Consider the following 19632-nt stretch of genomic DNA (forward strand, 5'->3'; position numbering starts at 1 on the left):
AATCGCGTGACCTGTGAGTCATAACGCGCATCTTCACTGTATTGTATTGACCGGGAAGATGGCGCCTGGCCCTTATCAGGCCCAGTGATAGCCCTTTACACTTCCCGTTTGTCGGCGCCCCTCGAATCCTTGCGAGCGGTGGTATTGGGCTGTTTTTAATTGGGAAGCCGTAATGATTGGCATAAAAGGCATTGCGAGCTACGTTCCTGTAGCCGGCGTGGACAATTACGCACAAGGTGCGAAGTTCGACAAGGATGAAGAATTCATCCTGGGCAAGATCGGTTCCGCCTTCTTGCCGCGCAAGGATGACGGGCAGGAAACCTCGGACCTGTGTGTAGAAGCGGCCAATGCGCTGTTTGCCAACAATCCCGGACTGAAGCGCGAATCTGTCGATGTACTGATCGTCGTTACCCAGAACGGCGACGAAGAAGGCTTGCCTCATACGGCGGCCATCGTTCAGGACAAGCTCGGTTTGCCGACCACCGTGGCGGCGTTTGATATTTCCCTGGGCTGCTCGGGTTATGTCTATGGCATCTACGCCATCAAGGGCTTCATGGAAGCCGCCGGCCTGAAGAATGGCCTGCTGATAACGGCGGACCCGTATTCGAAAATCGTTGATCCAGAAGATCGCAACACCACGATGTTGTTTGGCGACGCCGCTACCGCTACCTGGATGGGCGAGGATGCACCGTGGCACCTGGGCAAGGCCAAGTTCGGCACGGACGGTTCCGGTGCGCCGCACCTGAAGGTCAGCGACGGGGTGTTCTTCATGAACGGTCGCCAAGTGTTCAATTTCGCCTTGATCAAGGTTCCGGCTCATTTGCATGAGTTGCTCGCCGATTCCGATCTGCAAGCCAGCGACATCGATGCGTTCTGCATTCACCAGGGCAGTGCGGCGATTGTCGATGCGGTGGCGCGGCGTTTCGAAGGCGAGCCGGAGAAGTTCATCAAGGATATGGTCGAGACCGGGAACACCGTGTCGTCGAGCATTCCATTGCTGCTGGAAAAGCACGTGCTCGATTCCGACTGGAAACGCGTGGCGTTAAGTGGTTTTGGCGTGGGCCTGTCCTGGGGGTCGGCGATCATTTATCGTCCTTGAGCCGTTAATGCCCGAGCACAAAAAATAGCGTCCAAGGTGTAACCTTGAACGCTATTTTTTTGCCTGATGGAAAAGCGAGACGCCATGAGCGAGTTCTTTGAGCGCAATTTTCAGGTGATCGAGCAACGCTGGCCGGCCGTGGCCCAGCGGCTGCTGCTGGAGAATGCCGGTGAGTTGCAGGCCGATCTGGTGGAGGGCCTGGGTTCGACCCTGAGCATCAACGGCATCCAGCTGACCAGCCGGCATGACCGTCTCGCCGAAGCTGATCTGCAAGCCGGCAGCCTGCCGCCAGACGCCACTGCGGTGCATGTCTATGGCACCGGGCTGGGGGATCTGCAAAACCGGCTGCTGGAGCAGGCAGAGGTTGAACGTCTGTACGTGCATATCCTCAATGGCTCAGTGTTCGCCCTTGTGTTGCAGTTGCTGGACCAGTCGTCATGGCTTGCTGACCCGCGTGTCGAAATGCTTTATGCCGGCGATCTGGCGGAGCTCCAGTTGCCGTTTTTCGCCCTGCCCGCCGAACTGGTGCTGGCCGACGATTTCAACGCGAAGATACGCGACCGGCTGATCAGTGAAACGCATCTGGCCTTCAACAACCGGGAATTCGACCCACGGGCTCCGGAGATCATCGAGCGTCTGCAATCCACCTTCGGTCTCGTGCAAAGGGATCGCGATGTCGCCGAGCTGTTTGGCACCCTCAATGGACGCGAAGTTTTTGTCATCGCCACCGGGCCAAGTCTCGAACAGCACTTCGAGCAGCTGCGCGGCTTGAATAGCCAAGCCGAGCGGCCGCTATTGATCTGTGTCGATACGGCTTATCGGCCCTTGATCACCCAGGGCATCCGACCGGATATCGTGGTAAGCATTGATCAACGCATTTCGGCGCGCCACCTTCCGCCCGAAGACACTGGTGCCATTGCACTGGTTTACCTGCCAATGGCGGACCCATCGGTGATTGAAGCCTGGCAGGGCCGCCGTTATGCCGGTTATTCCGCCAGCCCTGTCTATCATCAAATGCGCCAGCAACTGCCTCGGGGCGAGCTGTACGTAGGTGGCAGCGTGATTCATCCGGCCGTGGACCTGGCCGTCAGGATGGGCGCAGAGCAGGTCACTTTGTTCGGAGCCGATTTCGCTTTTCCCCATGACAAGACCCATGCGGGTTGGGGCGACGGCGACCTGGGGCCACAGTTGGACGCATCCAGGCACTGGGTGCTTGATGGCCATGGCCAGCGGGTCAAGACTCAGCTCAACTTCCGTAGCTATCTGTGTGAGCTGGAGCGATTTGTCGCCGGGCACCCTCAGGTGCGCTTTTATAACAGCAGTCGAGATGGAGCGATGATCGTGGGCACTGCTTTTCATCCGGAGTTTGTGCGATGAGCAGCCTTGAGGTGGTCATCGAAGACGCGCGCGGGTGTGCTCGGCTGTTTCGTCTTGGCCGCGATGTCGAGGCGGGGCTGGCGATGGTTGCAGTGGTCGAGGCGGCCCAGCCTTTTGTCGAGCTTATGCCAGGCGATGTCCAGTCATCGTGGGGCGGTTTGCTTGGCTTGATGTTCAACGATCAGCAGGCTCAGAACTGGCTTTCACTGGCGGACTATCTGGAGTTCGAGCTGGTTGACCTATTGACCGCTGGTCAGGCGGTTTAAGTCTTTTCTCCCTCAGCTAGGGCCGCCGCCTGGACGAGTGGCGGTTCCGGCATTTCCCTGTCGTCATTTTTTTACCTTCTGAGCGCTGCCAAGTCCTTGATTTACGAGGGGTGGCACCCTGATGGCAAATTATTTGAAAAAACAGCTAAAGCAAGTTCCGATTACGACGATAACTATTACGAAGGTTCTCTAGGCCACACCCGGCGGTTGCCAGGGCCGGAAGCCGCAGTACCCAACCAACGAGGAATTCGTCATGGCTTTAACAGTAAACACCAACGTCACATCGTTGAACGTTCAGAAGAACCTGAACCGGGCTTCCGATGCTCTGTCCACTTCGATGACCCGTCTGTCTTCCGGCCTGAAAATCAACAGCGCCAAAGATGACGCCGCCGGCCTGCAGATCGCTACCCGTATGACTTCGCAAATTCGCGGTCAGACTGTTGCGATCAAAAACGCCAACGACGGTATCTCCATCGCTCAGACCGCTGAAGGCGCTCTGCAGGAATCCACCAACATCCTGCAGCGTATGCGTGAACTGGCTGTCCAGGCTCGAAACGACTCCAACGGTACTGCTGACCGTGAAGCTCTGAACAAAGAATTTGCTCAGATGTCGGACGAACTGACCCGTATCGCCGAGTCGACCAACCTGAACGGCAAGAACCTGATCGACGGTTCCGCTGGCACCATGACTTTCCAGGTCGGCTCCAACACTGGTGCTACCAACCAGATCACTCTGACCTTGGATAGCGGCTTCGACGCTGCAACCTTGAGCGTTGACTCTGGTGCCATCGCCATCACCGGTAACAGTAGCGCCACTGCTGAAGCAAGCACTTCGGCTGCAATCGACGCAATCGACGCTGCTCTGGCAACCATCAACTCCAGCCGTGCTGACCTCGGTGCTGCACAAAACCGTCTGACCAGCACCATCTCCAACCTGCAGAACGTCAACGAAAACGCCGCTGCTGCACTGGGTCGTGTACAAGACACCGACTTCGCTGCTGAAACTGCCCAGCTGACCAAGCAGCAGACTCTGCAACAGGCTTCCACTTCGGTTCTGGCCCAGGCCAACCAACTGCCATCCGCTGTACTGAAGCTGCTTCAGTAATCGTCGGATGAGTTTTAGCGGGGGAGTGCGCTTGCGTACTCTCTCGCTTTTTCCGTTCAAGAGGTGATGGACATGGATATGAGCGTGAAGCTGAACTTGTCTTATCCAGCTGCGAAGCCGGCGACGACATTTGCCGACAAGCCAGTGGAGAAGCCTCGAGCCGATGCTGCCACCGTGGTACCGGTCAAGGATGAGCCAAAAGACGCTGAGGCCGAGCAGGAAAAGCTGAAGAGAGCGGTTCAGGAAATCGAAACCTTTGTTCAGTCGGTCAAGCGCAACCTGGAGTTCTCAATCGATGAGCCTTCAGGCAAAGTGGTCGTCAAAGTGATTGCCAGTGGTTCCGGTGAAGTGATTCGCCAGATCCCTAACGAAGAAGTGCTCAAACTGGCGAACAGTTTGAATGATGCAAGCAGCCTGTTGTTCAGCGCACAAGCCTGATAGCTGGCACGAATTTTGTTGTTTGGTTCTTTTGACGTTTAAAGGTCAAAAGACCGGCGGCACACTGAAGGGAGTCCCACATGGCAAGTCCAATTCTACCTGGCTTGGGTTTAGGCTCTGGCCTTGATACCGGTGCTATCGTCAAGGCATTGGTGGATTCTGACAAAGCAGCCAAGCAAGGTCAGATTGACCGTGCCACCAAGACCAATACGGCCAATATTTCGGGGATCGGCACCCTGAAGTCACTGTTGGCTACCTTCCAGTCCGCGCTTGAAAGCCTGGGCAGCACGACCACGCCTCAATTCACCGGTGTTTCTGCTACTTCGGCCAATACCAGTGCGCTGACGGTGACAGCCGGGAACTCGGCGGTAAGTGGTATCTACTCGGTCGACGTCACTCAGCTGGCAACCTCCTCCAAAGTTGCCACGGCGGCTTTTGCAGGTGGTGCTTCCAGTGCGGTGGAGACCGGTACGCTGACCATCAGTCAGGGCGGTACGGATTACACCCTTGATATCCCTGCTGATTCGACGCTGCAGTCGGTTCGGGACGCTATCAACAGCAAATACTCCTCCAGCGGTCTGACCGCCAACATCGTGACCGACAGTTTTGGTTCACGTCTTGTGGTGGGCTCGACTAAAACTGGTGCGGGTAACGATATTTCCCTCAGCGGTGTTGCCAGTCTTGCGGCTGACGGCTCTGTAGCGATGGCTACCCCCCCCACCGCGACTTCTTCAGGTTCTCTGGTGTTCGCACAGGATGCCGAGTTCAGCGTCGACGGCCTGGCGATGACCAGTCCGACCAACAAGTTGGATAACGTGGTCTCAGGCTTGAGCATGACGTTAGTCGTTGCCGATACCGGCCCGACGACCGTCACCGTTGCTGCCAATACCGACGGTCTGAAAGCTTCGATCCAGAAATTTGTCGATGCTTATAACGCGATCGCGAAGGCCGTGACTTCCCTGACCAAGCCATCGACAGATGCCGAAGGTAACTCGGTTCCGGCAGCATTGACCGGCGACTCATTGCCTCGTTCGCTTTTGGCGGCCATTCGCGCGCCTTTGTCCGAAACCGGTGCTGGCGATAAGCTGACCGTGTTGTCGCAGCTGGGTATTACCACCAATCAGACGACTGGTGCCCTGGATTTTGACAGTACAAAGTTTGCAACCGCTGTGAACGAAAAGCAGTTGGGTGGGGAAATCCAGACCCTGTTCACTGGGGAGAATGGCCTGATCGAGCGCATGCAGAATGCACTCAATCCCTACACGGAGACCAGTAAGAAGGACTCCAACGGGAAGACCGTGGATAACATCCTGACGGCTCGATCCAAGAACCTGGAAGTTCTCAAGGCGAAACTGAGCGAAGATCAGTTGGCCCTTGATCGCCGAATCGAGACCCTCACCGCGGTGCTGACCAAAAAGTACAACGACATGGACACCCTGGTGGGCAGGCTGAAAGCCACTGCCAGTAACATCACCTCGATGTTCGAAGCCATGACGGCACAGCAGAAAAACAGCTGATTCTGGTCGATACACAAAAGCCCGGTAGCGTCTCAGGACGCTCCGGGCTTTCGGCTTTTTCGATCTAAAGTTTTTTGACGCGGCGTCGATACGCTGTTTATACGAACCGAAGTTTTTTTGATGAGGTAGAACATGAATCCGATGTTAGCCCTTCGCCAATACCAGAAGATTGGCGCCCAGGCGCAAACCTCCGAAGCAAGTCCCCATCGTCTGGTGCAGATGCTGATGGAGGGCGGGCTGGACCGCATTGCCCAGGCCAAGGGTGCGATGGAGCGCAAGGATATCGCCAATAAAGGCGTACTGATCAGCAAGGCCATCGGCATCATTGGCGGTTTGCGTGAAGGCCTGGACCTGGAAAACCAGGCTGAGTCGGTCACCGAGCTGGATAGCCTCTATACCTACATGATGAAGCGCCTGGCCGAAGCCAACGCCAAGACTGATCCGAAGATCCTCGACGAAGTCGCCGATCTGCTGAGCACGGTCAAGGAAGGTTGGGATGCCATCGCCGTACCGGGTCCGCAATTCTAAGGAGCACGCTCATGAGTCTTGTCTTGCAGCGAATCGAACAAACCCGTGATGCCCTGGTCGGTGCCCTGGCCGAGCGCAACTGGGAGGCAATCGGTCAATTGGACCTGGCTTGCCGTTCCTGCATGGAAGACGTTCTGAGCGAGCCTGAGGTAGACGAGGCGGCGTTGCGGAGCAATCTTGAGGAGTTGCTGGGGGTCTATCGGCAGCTGCTGGAGGCGGCCACTGGCGAGCGTCAGGCGATTGTCGACGAGATGTCGCAGATCCATCAAGCGCAGAACGCGGCAAAGGTTTACCATCTGTTCGGTTAACGCTCAGTTAATCCGAACAAAGTGCGCCATAAATTTGACTGTGCACGGTTTTTTGACTTAACTAGTGGCTGTTTACAGATTTCAGGCGTCTACAGGCATGACAAGTCTGCAAGCGTCTAGCTTGCCCCCAAATTCCGGGCATTGAGTTGACTAGGGAAGTTGCTATTGCATGTGGCGTGAAACCAAAATTCTCCTGATCGATGACGATAGCGTCCGCCGCCGCGATTTGGCGGTGATCCTAAATTTTCTTGGTGAAGAAAATTTACCCTGCGGAAGCCATGACTGGCAGCAGGCCGTCGGCTCTTTGTCGTCCAGTCGTGAGGTCATTTGCGTTCTGATCGGAACCGTAAATGCACCCGCAACGCTTTTGGGCTTGCTAAAGACACTCTCAACCTGGGATGAGTTCCTTCCGGTTTTGTTAATGGGCGAAAATTCTTCCGTTGACTTGCCTGAGGACCAGCGCCGCCGGGTGCTTTCCACGTTGGAAATGCCACCCAGCTACAGCAAGTTGCTCGATTCGCTGCACCGCGCCCAGGTTTATCGCGAGATGTACGACCAGGCGCGCGAGCGCGGCCGGCATCGCGAGCCCAACCTTTTCCGTAGTCTTGTTGGCACCAGTCGGGCGATCCAGCATGTGCGCCAGATGATGCAGCAGGTCGCCGATACCGACGCCAGCGTGTTGATCCTGGGTGAGTCGGGCACCGGCAAGGAAGTGGTTGCGCGTAACCTGCACTACCATTCCAAGCGTCGCGAAGCGCCGTTCGTGCCGGTCAACTGCGGTGCGATTCCGGCCGAGTTGCTCGAGAGCGAACTGTTCGGACACGAGAAGGGAGCCTTCACCGGCGCCATCACCAGCCGGGCCGGGCGGTTCGAGCTGGCCAACGGGGGCACGCTGTTTCTCGATGAAATCGGTGATATGCCGTTACCGATGCAGGTCAAGTTGCTGCGAGTCTTGCAGGAACGCACCTTCGAGCGCGTGGGCAGCAACAAGACCCAGAGCGTCGATGTGCGAATCATCGCCGCGACCCACAAGAACCTCGAGAGCATGATCGAGGTGGGCAGTTTCCGCGAAGACCTCTATTACCGCCTCAATGTTTTCCCGATTGAAATGGCACCGCTGCGTGAGCGGGTCGAAGACATCCCGCTGCTGATGAACGAACTGATTTCGCGCATGGAGCACGAGAAGCGCGGCTCGATCCGTTTCAACTCGGCGGCAATCATGTCCCTGTGCCGCCACGGTTGGCCGGGTAACGTCCGTGAGCTGGCCAATCTGGTCGAGCGCATGGCGATCATGCATCCCTACGGTGTGATCGGCGTGGTCGAGTTGCCGAAGAAATTCCGTTATGTCGACGATGAAGACGAGCAAATGGTTGATAGCCTGCGCAGCGATCTGGAAGAGCGCGTGGCGATCAACGGCCATACGCCCGACTTCACCGCCAATGCCTTGCTGCCACCAGAAGGCCTTGACCTCAAGGATTATCTGGGAGGCCTGGAACAAGGCCTTATCCAGCAGGCCCTGGACGATGCCAACGGTATCGTGGCCCGCGCCGCCGAACGCCTGCGCATCCGTCGTACCACCCTGGTGGAGAAGATGCGCAAGTACGGCATGAGCCGTCGCGAAGGAGATGAACAGGCGGATGATTGACGCCTGTTTTCCAACCGCCTGATTTTTCAGGCGGTTTTTTTTCGGCACGGGTATTGCTACATCCCTCGCAACGTTCCGTTTAACTGACGGTCAGCCAAGCGAGAGAGCACGATGACCCAAGCCGCCCAGATCTCACCTGTCCCCGAGCCGGGGATCATGCCGTCCGCCGAGCAGGCAAGCCGGGTTGGACTTGAGCAGGCCTTTTCGCTGTTCGACCAGATGTCCAGCCGGTTGACCGATTCCTACAGCCTGCTCGAAGCTCGCGTCACTGAGCTCAAGGGCGAGCTGGCAGTGGTCAGTGCCCAGCGCATGCAGGAGCTGGCGGAAAAGGAACGGCTGGCTAATCGGCTGCAAAATCTCCTCGACCTGTTGCCCGGTGGCGTTATCGTCATCGATGCTCATGGGCGCGTGCGCGAAGCCAACCCGGCGGCCTGCGAGCTGCTTGGCCTGCCATTGGAGGGCGAGTTGTGGCGTCACGTCATCGCCCGCTGCTTCGCCCCACGTGAAGACGACGGCCATGAAGTGTCGCTCAAGGACGGTCGGCGCCTGTCCATCTCCACTCGTTCGCTGGACGCCGAGCCCGGGCAGCTCGTGTTGCTCAATGACCTGACTGAAACCCGTCACCTGCAAGATCAACTGGCCCGCCACGAACGCCTGTCTTCCCTGGGGCGGATGGTGGCCTCGCTGGCTCATCAGATTCGTACGCCGCTGTCGGCTGCTTTGCTGTACGCCAGTCATCTGACCGAGCAGCAACTGCCGGTGGAAACCCAGCAACGCTTCGCCGGGCGCTTGAAAGAGCGGCTGCACGAGCTGGAGCATCAGGTGCGCGACATGCTGGTGTTCGCTCGTGGCGAGTTGCCATTGACCGATCGCGTGACCCCCAAGGTCTTGCTGCAATCCTTGCAAGCCGCCGCATTGACTCACGTGCAGGACCTGCCAATTCGCTGGCAATGCGACAGCCATGATGGCGAGGTGTTGTGTAATCGCGACACCCTGGTGGGCGCAGTGTTGAACCTGATCGAAAACGCGGTCCAGGCCAGCGGCGGCGACGTCCGGCTGAAAGTGCACTTGTACACACGGGGCAACACCTTGCGCTTGTGTGTCAGTGACAGTGGTAGCGGCATCGAGCCAGCGGTGCTGGCGCGTTTGGGCGAACCCTTTTTTACCACCAAGACCACAGGCACGGGCTTGGGCCTGACCGTAGTCAAGGCAGTGGCGCGTGCCCATCAGGGAGAATTGCAACTGCGCTCGCGTCTGGGGCGTGGCACCTGTGCACTGGTGCTTTTGCCATTGTTTTCCAGTACGCCGGGAGTGGAGTGAAGGTCATGGCGATCAAGGTGTTACTGGTTGAGGATGACCGGGCCCTGCGTGAGGCGCTGGCCGATACCCTGGTGCTGGCCGGGCACGATTACACCGCCGTCGGTTCGGCGGAAGATGCTTTGCTGGCCGTGGCTCAAGAGACCTTCGGCCTGGTGGTCAGTGACGTCAACATGCCGGGCATGGATGGGCACCAGCTGCTTGGTTTGTTGCGCGCCCGCCAACCTCAATTGCCGGTCCTGCTGATGACTGCCCACGGTGCCGTCGAGCGCGCCGTGGATGCCATGCGCCAGGGGGCTGCGGATTATCTGGTCAAGCCGTTCGAGCCCAAGGCGCTGTTGGACCTGGTGGCCCGCCATGCCCTGGGCAGCCCTGCCGTCGAGGGTGAAGGCCCGGTCGCGATCGAACCGGCCAGTGCGCAGTTGCTGGCGTTGGCCGCGCGGGTGGCTCGCAGCGACTCCACTGTTTTGATTTCCGGCGAATCCGGCACCGGCAAGGAGGTGCTGGCGCGCTACATTCACCAGCAATCCCGGCGTGCCAGCGAACCGTTCATTGCCATCAACTGTGCGGCGATTCCCGACAATATGTTGGAGGCGACGCTGTTCGGTCACGAGAAGGGCTCGTTTACCGGCGCCATCTCGGCCCAGGCCGGCAAGTTCGAGCAGGCTGACGGTGGCACCATTCTGCTCGATGAAATTTCCGAAATGCCCCTTGGCCTGCAAGCCAAGCTGTTGCGCGTGTTACAGGAGCGGGAAGTGGAGCGGGTGGGTGCGCGCAAGCCTATCAGCCTGGATATCCGCGTGGTGGCGACCACCAACCGCGACCTGGCTGGCGAAGTGGCGGCAGGGCGTTTTCGCGAAGACCTTTACTACCGTCTGTCAGTATTTCCGCTGGCCTGGCGACCGTTGCGCGAGCGCACCGCCGATATCCTGCCGCTGGCCGAGCGTCTGCTGACCAAACACGTCAATAAAATGAAGCATGCGGCAGCCAGGCTGTCCCCCGAGGCCCAGGCGTTTCTGATCGCCTACCCTTGGCCTGGCAACGTACGGGAGCTGGATAACGCGATTCAGCGGGCATTGATTCTGCAGCAGGGCGGTCTGATCCAGCCGGAAGATTTTTGCCTGAGCGGTCCGGTGGCCTGCGCGCCATTGCCGGCCGTGTCAGCGGTCCCGGCGTTCGCCCCTCCGGCGGAAGTGGAGGGCGAATCGGCCGGTGCTTTGGGAGACGACCTGCGTCGTCGCGAATTCCAGATGATCATCGACACCCTGCGCGCCGAGCGCGGGCGTCGCAAGGAAGCGGCCGAGCGCCTGGGGATCAGCCCGCGCACCCTGCGCTACAAGCTGGCGCAAATGCGTGACGCCGGCATGGACGTCGAGGCCTACCTGTTCGCCAGTTGAGTGATGTGCACCGAATATCCCTTGTGGGAGCGGGCTTGCTCGCGAAAGCGATTTACCAGTCGCCGTTGCATTGACTGAACCACCGCCTTCGCGAGCAAGCCCGCTCCCACATGCATTTGTTTTTTACGGTCACGGAGCTGGCACCCTTGTTGCTAATACCTGTGTACCCGCTGAGTAAGTGTCAAAAAAATGCGGGCCGCCAGAGAGAGTAGACCATGAGCCAAGGTATTGAATTTAATCGGTTGATGCTGGACATGCGGGCCATGCAAATGGACGCCATGGCACAGCCTAAGTCGGTCGCGGTCCCGGAAGTGGGCGCCAGCAGTTTTTCCGACATGCTCGGTCAGGCCGTCAATAAAGTGAACGATACCCAGCAGGCATCGAGTCAGTTGGCCAGTGCTTTCGAGATTGGCAAAAGTGGCGTCGATCTGACGGACGTGATGATCTCTTCGCAGAAAGCCAGTGTCTCGTTTCAGGCGTTGACCCAGGTTCGTAACAAGCTGGTTCAAGCCTACCAAGACATCATGCAGATGCCGGTCTAAGGAAATTATTGAGTCATGGCAGAAGCAGTCGCTGATAACGTTCCGGCCAAGGCCACTCCGCCCGACGGCAAACCGCCGCTGTTCGGTCTGTCCTTCCTGGAAAACCTCTCCGAGATGACCATGCTGCGTCAGGTGGGCCTGTTGGTCGGCCTGGCTGCCAGCGTGGCGATCGGGTTTGCCGTGGTGCTGTGGTCCCAGCAGCCAGACTACCGTCCTTTGTACGGCAGTCTGGAGGGCATGGACGCCAAGCAAGTCATGGAAACCCTGGCTGCCGCCGACATTCCTTATACCGTCGAACCCAATTCCGGCGCCTTGCTGGTCAAGGCCGACGACGTGGCGCGCGCGCGCCTCAAGCTCGCCGCTGCTGGCGTAACGCCCACCGATGGCAATATCGGTTTCGAGATCCTCGACAAGGACCAGGGCCTGGGTACCAGCCAGTTCATGGAGGCGACCCGTTATCGTCGCGGCCTTGAAGGCGAATTGGCGCGCACCATTGCCAGCCTGAACAACGTCAAGGGTGCCCGTGTGCACCTGGCGATTCCAAAAAGCTCGGTGTTTGTGCGCGATGAGCGCAAGCCAAGCGCCTCGGTACTGGTTGAACTGTATTCCGGTCGCTCTTTGGAGCCCAGCCAAGTCGTGGCCATCGTCAATCTGGTGGCTACCAGTGTTCCCGAGTTGAGCAAGTCCCAGATCACCGTGGTCGACCAGAAGGGCAACCTGTTGTCCGATCAGGCGGAGAACTCTGCTCTGACCATGGCCGGCAAGCAATTCGACTACAGCCGTCGCATGGAAGGCATGCTGACTCAGCGTGTGCACAACATCCTGCAACCGATCCTGGGTAACGACCGCTACAAGGCCGAGGTGTCGGCCGATGTGGATTTCAGCTCCGTCGAATCGACGTCCGAACAGTTCAACCCCGATCAACCGGCGTTGCGCAGCGAACAGTCGGTGAACGAGCAACGCACCGCCAGCAATGGCCCGCAAGGCGTGCCTGGTGCGCTTAGCAACCAACCGCCGTCGCCGGCCAGCGCGCCCCAGACCACCGGTGGTGCCACTGCGGCCGCTGGCATGGTGCAACCGGGCCAGCCGCTGATCGACGCCAACGGCCAACAGATCATGGACCCGGCCACCGGTCAGCCGATGCTGGCGCCATACCCGGCCGACAAGCGCCAACAATCGACCAAGAACTTCGAACTCGACCGCTCCATCAGCCACACCAAGCAGCAACAGGGCCGTTTGAATCGCCTGTCGGTGGCGGTGGTGGTGGACGATCAGGTCAAGATCAACCCGGCCAATGGCGAAACCAGCCGTGCGCCGTGGAGTGCCGACGAACTGGCGCGGTTCACTCGCCTGGTGCAGGACGCGGTCGGTTTCGACGCCAGCCGTGGCGACAGCGTGAGTGTGATCAACGTGCCGTTCTCCCAGGAGCGCGGCGAAGAAATCGCCGACATTCCATTTTATTCGCAACCCTGGTTCTGGGATGTGGTCAAGCAAGTATTGGGTGTGCTGTTCATCCTGATCCTGGTGTTCGGCGTGCTGCGTCCGGTGCTCAACAACATTACCGGTGGCGGCAAGAACAAGCAGTTGGCTGGCTTGGGTGATGTAGAGCTGGGAGGCATGGGCGGCCTGGATGGAGAATTGGCCAATGATCGCGTCAGCCTCGGTGGGCCGCAGAGCATTCTGCTGCCAAGTCCGAGTGAAGGCTATGACGCTCAGTTGAACGCTATCAAGAGTCTGGTGGCAGAAGATCCGGGTCGTGTGGCCCAGGTCGTGAAAGAGTGGATTAACGCAGATGAGTGATAATCGAGCCGCTGTTGCCAAATTGTCCCGGGTCGACAAAGCCGCGATTTTGCTGCTGTCCCTGGGATCGACCGACGCCGCCCAAGTGTTGCGTCACATGGGGCCCAAGGAGGTCCAGCGCGTGGGCGTGGCCATGGCGCAGATGGGCAACGTGCACCGTGAGCAGGTCGAACAGGTGATGAGCGAGTTCGTCGACATCGTCGGCGACCAGACCAGCCTGGGCGTCGGATCTGACGACTACGTGCGCAAAATGCTCACCCAGGCCCTGGGCGAGGACAAGGCCAATGGCCTGATCGACCGGATTCTGCTGGGCGGCAATACCAGCGGCCTGGACAGCCTCAAGTGGATGGAGCCGCGCGCGGTGGCTGACGTGATTCGTTACGAGCACCCGCAGATCCAGGCGATCGTTGTGGCTTACCTCGACCCGGACCAGGCTGGTGAAGTGCTGGGCAACTTCGATCATAAGGTGCGCCTGGACATCATCCTGCGGGTATCGTCGCTCAATACCGTGCAGCCGGCGGCCCTGAAAGAATTGAACCAGATTCTCGAGAAGCAGTTCTCGGGTAACTCCAATGCCTCGCGCACCACTCTGGGTGGCATCAAGCGCGCGGCGGACATCATGAACTTCCTCGACAGTTCGATCGAAGGCCAGCTCATGGACTCGATCCGCGAGTTCGACGAAGACCTGTCCGGTCAGATCGAAGACCTCATGTTCGTGTTCAACAACCTGTCCGATGTCGACGATCGCGGCATTCAGGCGCTGTTGCGCGAAGTGTCCTCCGACGTCCTGGTACTGGCCCTCAAGGGGTCGGACGAAGGCGTCAAGGAAAAGATCTTCAAGAACATGTCCAAACGGGCGGCCGAACTGTTGCGCGACGATCTCGAGGCCAAGGGCCCGGTACGTGTCAGCGACGTGGAAACCGCACAAAAGGAAATCCTCACCATCGCCCGCCGTATGGCCGAAGCCGGAGAGATCGTGCTCGGTGGCAAGGGCGGCGAAGAGATGATCTAAGGTCGTTATGTCTGCCAAGAGTGATGGTTCACCCAGCGACCTGATCCGCGCTCGGGACGTCGGTGGTTTTGACGTCTGGTCGCTGCCCAGCTTCGATCCCCACGTGCCCGAGCCTGAGCCTGAGCCCGAGGAAGAACTGCCGGAAATGGAGGAGGTGCCGCTGGAAGAAGTCCAGCCACTGACCCTCGAAGAAGTCGAAAGCATTCGTCAGGAGGCCTACAACGAAGGCTTCGCCATTGGTGAAAAAGAAGGTTTCCATAGCACCACGCTCAAGGTTCGCCAGGAAGCCGACGTAGCGCTGACAGCCAAGCTCCGCGCGCTGGAATCGCTGATGCTCAACCTGTTCGAGCCTATCGCCGAGCAGGACACTCAGATCGAGAAGTCCCTGGTCGGGCTGGTGCAGCACATCACTCGACAAGTGATCCAGCGGGAACTGGCCATTGATTCGAACCAGATCGAACACGTCATGCGCGAAGCCCTCAAGCTTTTGCCGTTGGGCGTGGGCAATGTGCGGCTGTACATCAATCCTCAGGATTTCGAACTGGTCAAGGCGCTGCGTGAGCGTCATGAAGAAACCTGGCGCATCGTCGAGGACGAATCCCTGCTGCCGGGCGGTTGCCGCGTGGAAACCGAGCACAGCCGCATTGATGCGACCATCGAAACCCGCATCAGCCAGATCATGGCCAAGCTCTTCGACCAGTTGCACGAACAGGCACTGCACCCGGCTGCTGCCGACCTGAGCCTGGAATTGCCGGACGAACCCCAGGTTGACACCCCTAGTGATCCAGACGCCGCAGAGTCGGATGCTCTTGAACTCAGTACCCCTGAACTGGGCGGCCGCGATGCGCCTTGAGCGAACCAGTTTCGGCAAGCGCCTGGGCAGCTACGCCGAGGCCACCGAGCTGGCCGGGCAGCCGATCCTGGAAGGGCGCTTGCTGCGCATGGTTGGCCTGACCCTCGAAGCCGAGGGCCTGCGTGCCGCCATGGGCAGTCGCTGCATGGTGATCAACGACGACAGTTATCACCCGGTCCAGGTCGAAGCCGAAGTCATGGGCTTCTCCGGCAGCAAGGTCTTTCTGATGCCGGTGGGCAGCGTAGCCGGCATCGCACCTGGCGCTCGGGTTGTGCCTTTGGCTGACACCGGTCGGCTGCCCATGGGCATGAGCATGCTCGGACGGGTGCTGGACGGCGCCGGGCGTGCCTTGGACGGCAAGGGCGGCATGAAGGCCGAGGATTGGGTGCCGATGGACGGCCCGACGATCAACCCCCTCAAGCGCGACCCCATCAGCGTGCCGCTGGACGTGGGCATTCGTTGCATCAACGGTTTGTTGACGGTCGGGCGCGGTCAGCGTCTGGGCCTGTTTGCCGGTACGGGGGTGGGCAAGAGTGTGCTGCTGGGCATGATGACCCGATTCACCGAGGCGGACATTATCGTGGTCGGGCTGATCGGCGAGCGGGGCCGCGAGGTGAAGGAGTTCATCGAGCACATCCTCGGCGAAGAGGGCCTCAAGCGATCAGTGGTCGTGGCTTCGCCAGCCGATGATGCACCGTTAATGCGCCTGCGGGCCGCCATGTACTGCACGCGAATCGCCGAGTATTTCCGCGACAAGGGCAAGAATGTCCTGCTGCTGATGGACTCGTTGACCCGTTTCGCCCAGGCCCAGCGGGAAATCGCCCTGGCCATCGGCGAACCGCCGGCCACCAAAGGCTATCCACCCTCGGTATTCGCCAAGTTGCCCAAGCTGGTTGAGCGCGCCGGTAATGCGGAAAAGGGCGGCGGTTCGATCACGGCGTTCTATACCGTGCTGTCCGAAGGCGACGATCAGCAGGATCCCATTGCCGACTCGGCCCGTGGCGTGCTCGACGGTCACATCGTGTTGTCCCGGCGTCTGGCCGAAGAAGGGCACTATCCGGCCATCGACATCGAGGCGTCCATTAGTCGCGTCATGCCGTCGGTCATCAGCGCCGAGCACCTCAAGCGCGCCCAACAGTTCAAGCAATACTGGTCGCGCTATCAGCAAAGCCGCGATCTGATCAGCGTCGGTGCCTACGTGCCCGGCGGTGATCGTGAGACCGATACCGCCATCAATCTCTATCCGGCAATGGCGGTCTATCTGCGCCAGAGCCTGAACGATAACATCGGCATGGGCGCCAGCGAAGCGCACCTGCAGAGCATCTTCACTCCGGTCGCCGGCGGGTAACCGGCCATGGCCACGAGTCGTGCGGCGCGTCTGGCGCCCGTGGTGGAGATGGCGGAAAAAGCCGAAAAAACTGCCGTCCAGCGTCTGGCATATTTCCAAGGGCAGGTGGCTGTCGCCGAAAGCAAACTGGCGGACCTGGAAAATTTCCGTCTCGAATACCAGGAGCAGTGGATCGCCCGTGGCAGCCATGGGGTTTCCGGCCAATGGTTGCTGGGTTACCAGGGCTTTCTTGCGCAATTGGGCACCGCCATTGACCAGCAGCGCCAGAGTCTGGTCTGGCACCAGAACAACCTGGAAAAGGCTCGCCAGAGTTGGCAGGAGGCTTTCGCCCGGGTCGAAGGGCTGCGCAAACTCGTACAGCGTTATATCGACGAAGCGCGGCGATTGGAGGACAGGCGCGAGCAAAAACTGCTGGATGAATTGTCCCAGCGTTTGCCACGTCAGGATCCGTATTGATCATCGGGCCGGGATTTTGAGAGGGAAGTGTTCCAAACCTTGCTCAGACTTCTACCAGGTGCTAAACCTTGTACACGTATGTCCATGACAAGGAAGCCGAACATGTCAGTCGTTACCGAAGTATCCCCCGATGGGCAAAAGCTGACGATCTCGATCAAGGGTCGTTTCGATTTTGGGCGGCATCAGGAGTTTCGCGAGTCTTACGAGCGGCTCAACAAAAAGCCCGAATCCATTGTGGTGGACTTGAAAGAAGCCACTTATCTCGACAGTTCCGCCTTGGGCATGCTCCTGTTGCTACGCGATCATGCCGGCGGCGAAGATTCGGATATCCGGATCGTGAACAGCAACAGTGACGTCAAGAAAATCCTCGCGATCTCCAACTTCGACAAGCTGTTCGATATCTATCCTAAAGAAGAAGCAGGGAAAGACAGCTCGGGAGAAAAAGACAAGCCACAGGCAGGCCATCTCCAGGATAAACTTCATCCCGGAAAAGCTTGACCGGCAGCCATGTTGTCCGACCTCGAACCGCTGACGGTCCTGATTGCCGAAGACAGTGCCGCTGACCGACTGCTGCTGTCGACTATTGTCCGTCGTCAGGGCCATCACGTGCTCACTGCGGCTGACGGTGCCGAAGCGGTGGACATCTATATCCAGCAGCGTCCGCACCTGGTGCTGATGGATGCGATGATGCCGGTGATGGATGGTTTCGAGGCGGCGCAAAAGATCAAGCAACTGGCCGGGGAGCAGTTGGTTCCGATCATCTTTCTCACCTCGTTGACCGAAAGCGAAGCCTTGGCCCGATGTCTGGAAGCCGGGGGCGACGATTTTCTGGCCAAGCCGTATAACCAGGTCATCCTGGCCGCCAAGATCAAGGCCATGGACCGCTTGCGTCGGTTGCAGGCCACTGTCGTGGAGCAGCGTGACCAGATATCCCGGCACCATGACTACCTGCTCAACGAGCAGCGCGTGGCCAAGGCCGTGTTCGACAAGATCGCCCATTCCGGCTGTCTGAGCGCACCGAACATCCGTTACCTGCAATCCCCTTACGCCCTGTTCAACGGTGATCTGCTGCTGGCCGCATTCAACCCGGCGGGCGATATGCACATCCTGCTGGGGGATTTCACCGGACACGGTTTGCCGGCTGCTGTCGGCGCGATGCCGCTGGCGGAGGTGTTCTACGGCATGACCGCCAAAGGTTATGGCCTGGCGCAGATCCTGCGGGAGATGAATGCCAAGCTCAAGCGCATCCTGCCGGTGGACATGTTCTGTTGCGCGACCCTGTTATGCCTGAGTTTCCAGCGCTGCACGGTGGAAGTCTGGAACGGCGGCATGCCCGATGGTTACCTGCATGACAGCCTCAGCGGTGTGCGCACGCCATTGCCGGCGCGGCACCTGCCGCTGGGCGTGCTCACTCCCCAGTTGTTCGATGACCGCACTGAAGTACACCCCATGTCGCTGGGTGACCGGGTATTCCTGCTGTCCGATGGCGTGATCGACACCGCTGACGACAATGAGCAGCTGTTTGGCGTGGAGCGTTTGCAACAGGTCTTTTCGACCAATCGTGAGCCCGACTGTCTTTTCGAAGACATCCAGCAAGCCTTGCGGGACTTTCGCGGCGAGCCGCGGGACGACTTCAGCATGGTCGAGGTGCGCTTGGTCGCGCCGACGCAACTCAACCCGCCACCGCCGGTCTATTCCGATAGCGGCCAGTCCAGTCCGCTGGACTGGTCGATGAGTTTCGAGTTTCGCGCGCAGACGCTCAGGCGGTTCAACCCGATGCCGTACCTGTTGCAGCTGTTGCTTGAGGTTCATGGGCTCAGGGCTCAGAGTGGCGCTCTTTACAGCGTGCTGTCGGAGCTCTACTCCAATGCGCTGGACCATGGCGTATTGGGGCTCGATTCGAGTCTCAAGCGCGACGCGTCGGGTTTCGCCCGTTACTACAGCGAGCGCAACCAGCGCCTGGATGAATTGAACAGCGGTCACGTCCGGGTTCATGTGCACGTCACGCCTCACGGTGACGGTGGTCGTCTGGTCATTGAAGTCGAAGACAGTGGTAAGGGCTTCGATGTCGCCCGGGTGTTGGCACGACCTGCGGACAGTAACCGGTTGTCGGGGCGCGGCGTGAGCCTGGTGCGTCAGTTGAGCCATCAGGCCTGCTGGTCCGACGATGGTCGTAGTGCACGCGTGGAGTTTTTCTGGGAGGCTCTGGCATAATCGGCGCCATTCTTGATCAGGGAGCGAACAAGTGAGTGAGATTCATCTGGACCGCGACGTACTGAGTACGTTGAAGGAAGTCATGGAGGACGGGTATCTGGAGCTGCTGGATACCTTTCTTAACGATTCCGAAGCACGCCTGCGTGTGCTGCATGAGGCTCGGGACGCGGAAAAGCTCAGTGCCACGGCCCACAGCTTCAAGGGCAGCAGCAGCAACATGGGCGCCATCCGCCTGGCAGAACTGTGCGGCGAACTGGAGCAACGTGCCAAACAGCCGTCGTTAGGCGGGATTGAAAAGCTGGTCAGCGAAATCGACAGTGAATTCGCCCACGTTCGCAAGCTTTGCAGGGAAGAGCGTGAAGGGTTCCACTGCTGAGATTCGAGCATTGCCAATAGGTTGGCCCGTCCCT

At 59.1% G+C, this 19632-nt stretch carries 20 protein-coding genes; all 20 read left to right on the forward strand.

The annotated features are described in order from the left end of the window. Positions 1–172 precede the first annotated feature (172 nt). The 20 genes from MKS85_RS05965 (at position 173) to MKS85_RS06060 (ending at position 19598) form a co-directional block, all read left to right on the forward strand. Positions 173–1099, forward strand: coding sequence for a ketoacyl-ACP synthase III (locus tag MKS85_RS05965; RefSeq protein WP_047226235.1), 927 nt, complete (start codon positions 173–175; stop codon positions 1097–1099). Between the two features lie 84 nt (positions 1100–1183). Further along, on the forward strand, positions 1184–2476 hold the full coding sequence (locus tag MKS85_RS05970) for a motility associated factor glycosyltransferase family protein (protein WP_139050822.1): 1293 nt from the start codon (positions 1184–1186) through the stop codon (positions 2474–2476). Next, a complete protein-coding gene (locus MKS85_RS05975) occupies positions 2473–2742 on the forward strand; it encodes a hypothetical protein (protein ID WP_139050821.1) in 270 nt (89 codons plus the stop codon). Before MKS85_RS05970 ends, MKS85_RS05975 begins: the two co-directional genes overlap by 4 nt. A 253-nt stretch (positions 2743–2995) precedes the next feature. Continuing rightward, positions 2996–3847, forward strand: coding sequence for a flagellin domain-containing protein (locus tag MKS85_RS05980; RefSeq protein ID WP_139050820.1), 852 nt, complete (start codon positions 2996–2998; stop codon positions 3845–3847). A gap of 72 nt (positions 3848–3919) precedes the next feature. After that, positions 3920–4285: a flagellar protein FlaG gene (locus MKS85_RS05985; RefSeq protein ID WP_047226239.1), complete on the forward strand. Its 366-nt coding sequence runs from the start codon at positions 3920–3922 to the stop codon at positions 4283–4285. A gap of 80 nt (positions 4286–4365) precedes the next feature. Further along, positions 4366–5802 carry a flagellar filament capping protein FliD gene (gene fliD, locus MKS85_RS05990; RefSeq protein ID WP_139050819.1) on the forward strand — a complete coding sequence of 479 codons (1437 nt, stop codon included), beginning with the start codon at positions 4366–4368 and terminating at the stop codon, positions 5800–5802. A 132-nt stretch (positions 5803–5934) separates the two neighbouring features. Continuing rightward, positions 5935–6330, forward strand: coding sequence for a flagellar export chaperone FliS (fliS, locus tag MKS85_RS05995; RefSeq protein ID WP_047226241.1), 396 nt, complete (start codon positions 5935–5937; stop codon positions 6328–6330). Between the two features lie 11 nt (positions 6331–6341). Continuing rightward, positions 6342–6638 (forward strand): hypothetical protein, encoded by a 297-nt coding sequence (locus tag MKS85_RS06000; RefSeq protein WP_047226242.1) that lies wholly within the window; start codon positions 6342–6344, stop codon positions 6636–6638. Positions 6639–6807: 169 nt separating this feature from the next. Beyond that, complete coding sequence (locus tag MKS85_RS06005) at positions 6808–8283, forward strand: sigma-54 dependent transcriptional regulator (RefSeq protein WP_047226243.1); 1476 nt, start codon at positions 6808–6810, stop codon at positions 8281–8283. A gap of 111 nt (positions 8284–8394) precedes the next feature. Then, positions 8395–9603 (forward strand): PAS domain-containing sensor histidine kinase, encoded by a 1209-nt coding sequence (locus tag MKS85_RS06010; RefSeq protein ID WP_076385832.1) that lies wholly within the window; start codon positions 8395–8397, stop codon positions 9601–9603. Between the two features lie 5 nt (positions 9604–9608). Continuing rightward, a complete protein-coding gene (locus MKS85_RS06015) occupies positions 9609–10997 on the forward strand; it encodes a sigma-54 dependent transcriptional regulator (protein WP_047226245.1) in 1389 nt (462 codons plus the stop codon). Between the two features lie 215 nt (positions 10998–11212). Next, entirely contained in the window at positions 11213–11539 is a 327-nt protein-coding gene (fliE, locus tag MKS85_RS06020) for a flagellar hook-basal body complex protein FliE (RefSeq protein WP_047226246.1), read from the forward strand. Between the two features lie 15 nt (positions 11540–11554). Further along, entirely contained in the window at positions 11555–13339 is a 1785-nt protein-coding gene (gene fliF, locus MKS85_RS06025) for a flagellar basal-body MS-ring/collar protein FliF (RefSeq protein ID WP_047226247.1), read from the forward strand. After that, positions 13332–14351: a flagellar motor switch protein FliG gene (fliG, locus tag MKS85_RS06030; RefSeq protein WP_003199086.1), complete on the forward strand. Its 1020-nt coding sequence runs from the start codon at positions 13332–13334 to the stop codon at positions 14349–14351. The genes fliF and fliG overlap by 8 nt, the downstream gene beginning before the upstream one ends. Positions 14352–14358: 7 nt before the next feature. Beyond that, positions 14359–15204 (forward strand): flagellar assembly protein FliH, encoded by an 846-nt coding sequence (fliH, locus tag MKS85_RS06035; RefSeq protein ID WP_188251134.1) that lies wholly within the window; start codon positions 14359–14361, stop codon positions 15202–15204. Further along, on the forward strand, positions 15194–16552 hold the full coding sequence (gene fliI, locus MKS85_RS06040) for a flagellar protein export ATPase FliI (protein WP_047226249.1): 1359 nt from the start codon (positions 15194–15196) through the stop codon (positions 16550–16552). Before fliH ends, fliI begins: the two co-directional genes overlap by 11 nt. Before the next feature lie 6 nt (positions 16553–16558). After that, the gene (fliJ, locus tag MKS85_RS06045) at positions 16559–17008 is read left to right on the forward strand and encodes a flagellar export protein FliJ (RefSeq protein WP_047226250.1); all 450 of its coding nucleotides are present in this window, start codon (positions 16559–16561) and stop codon (positions 17006–17008) included. A gap of 102 nt (positions 17009–17110) precedes the next feature. Continuing rightward, on the forward strand, positions 17111–17506 hold the full coding sequence (locus MKS85_RS06050; protein ID WP_331717220.1) for an STAS domain-containing protein: 396 nt from the start codon (positions 17111–17113) through the stop codon (positions 17504–17506). Positions 17507–17515: 9 nt separating this feature from the next. Beyond that, positions 17516–19222 (forward strand): fused response regulator/phosphatase, encoded by a 1707-nt coding sequence (locus tag MKS85_RS06055; RefSeq protein WP_188251135.1) that lies wholly within the window; start codon positions 17516–17518, stop codon positions 19220–19222. A 31-nt stretch (positions 19223–19253) separates the two neighbouring features. Further along, positions 19254–19598, forward strand: a complete 345-nt coding sequence (locus MKS85_RS06060) for an Hpt domain-containing protein (protein ID WP_092458410.1) — start codon at positions 19254–19256, stop codon at positions 19596–19598. Positions 19599–19632 lie beyond the last annotated feature (34 nt).

It is taken from the genome of Pseudomonas sp. JL2, from assembly GCF_031570495.1.
GTDB lineage: Bacteria > Pseudomonadota > Gammaproteobacteria > Pseudomonadales > Pseudomonadaceae > Aquipseudomonas > Aquipseudomonas rhizophila.

Bases quoted from the DNA above. Each gene is read 5' to 3' on its own strand.
- MKS85_RS06015 (WP_047226245.1), top strand. From the start codon at position 9,609: ATGGCGATCAAGGTGTTACTGGTTGAGGATGACCGGGCCCTGCGTGAG.
- MKS85_RS06055 (WP_188251135.1), top strand. From the start codon at position 17,516: ATGTTGTCCGACCTCGAACCGCTGACGGTCCTGATTGCCGAAGACAGT.
- MKS85_RS05965 (WP_047226235.1), top strand. From the start codon at position 173: ATGATTGGCATAAAAGGCATTGCGAGCTACGTTCCTGTAGCCGGCGTG.
- MKS85_RS05985 (WP_047226239.1), top strand. From the start codon at position 3,920: ATGGATATGAGCGTGAAGCTGAACTTGTCTTATCCAGCTGCGAAGCCG.
- fliH (WP_188251134.1), top strand. From the start codon at position 14,359: ATGTCTGCCAAGAGTGATGGTTCACCCAGCGACCTGATCCGCGCTCGG.
- fliG (WP_003199086.1), top strand. From the start codon at position 13,332: ATGAGTGATAATCGAGCCGCTGTTGCCAAATTGTCCCGGGTCGACAAA.
- MKS85_RS05970 (WP_139050822.1), top strand. From the start codon at position 1,184: ATGAGCGAGTTCTTTGAGCGCAATTTTCAGGTGATCGAGCAACGCTGG.
- MKS85_RS06050 (WP_331717220.1), top strand. From the start codon at position 17,111: ATGTCAGTCGTTACCGAAGTATCCCCCGATGGGCAAAAGCTGACGATC.
- fliD (WP_139050819.1), top strand. From the start codon at position 4,366: ATGGCAAGTCCAATTCTACCTGGCTTGGGTTTAGGCTCTGGCCTTGAT.
- MKS85_RS06005 (WP_047226243.1), top strand. From the start codon at position 6,808: ATGTGGCGTGAAACCAAAATTCTCCTGATCGATGACGATAGCGTCCGC.
- fliS (WP_047226241.1), top strand. From the start codon at position 5,935: ATGAATCCGATGTTAGCCCTTCGCCAATACCAGAAGATTGGCGCCCAG.
- MKS85_RS05980 (WP_139050820.1), top strand. From the start codon at position 2,996: ATGGCTTTAACAGTAAACACCAACGTCACATCGTTGAACGTTCAGAAG.
- fliJ (WP_047226250.1), top strand. From the start codon at position 16,559: ATGGCCACGAGTCGTGCGGCGCGTCTGGCGCCCGTGGTGGAGATGGCG.
- MKS85_RS06010 (WP_076385832.1), top strand. From the start codon at position 8,395: ATGACCCAAGCCGCCCAGATCTCACCTGTCCCCGAGCCGGGGATCATG.
- MKS85_RS06000 (WP_047226242.1), top strand. From the start codon at position 6,342: ATGAGTCTTGTCTTGCAGCGAATCGAACAAACCCGTGATGCCCTGGTC.
- MKS85_RS05975 (WP_139050821.1), top strand. From the start codon at position 2,473: ATGAGCAGCCTTGAGGTGGTCATCGAAGACGCGCGCGGGTGTGCTCGG.
- fliF (WP_047226247.1), top strand. From the start codon at position 11,555: ATGGCAGAAGCAGTCGCTGATAACGTTCCGGCCAAGGCCACTCCGCCC.
- fliI (WP_047226249.1), top strand. From the start codon at position 15,194: ATGCGCCTTGAGCGAACCAGTTTCGGCAAGCGCCTGGGCAGCTACGCC.
- fliE (WP_047226246.1), top strand. From the start codon at position 11,213: ATGAGCCAAGGTATTGAATTTAATCGGTTGATGCTGGACATGCGGGCC.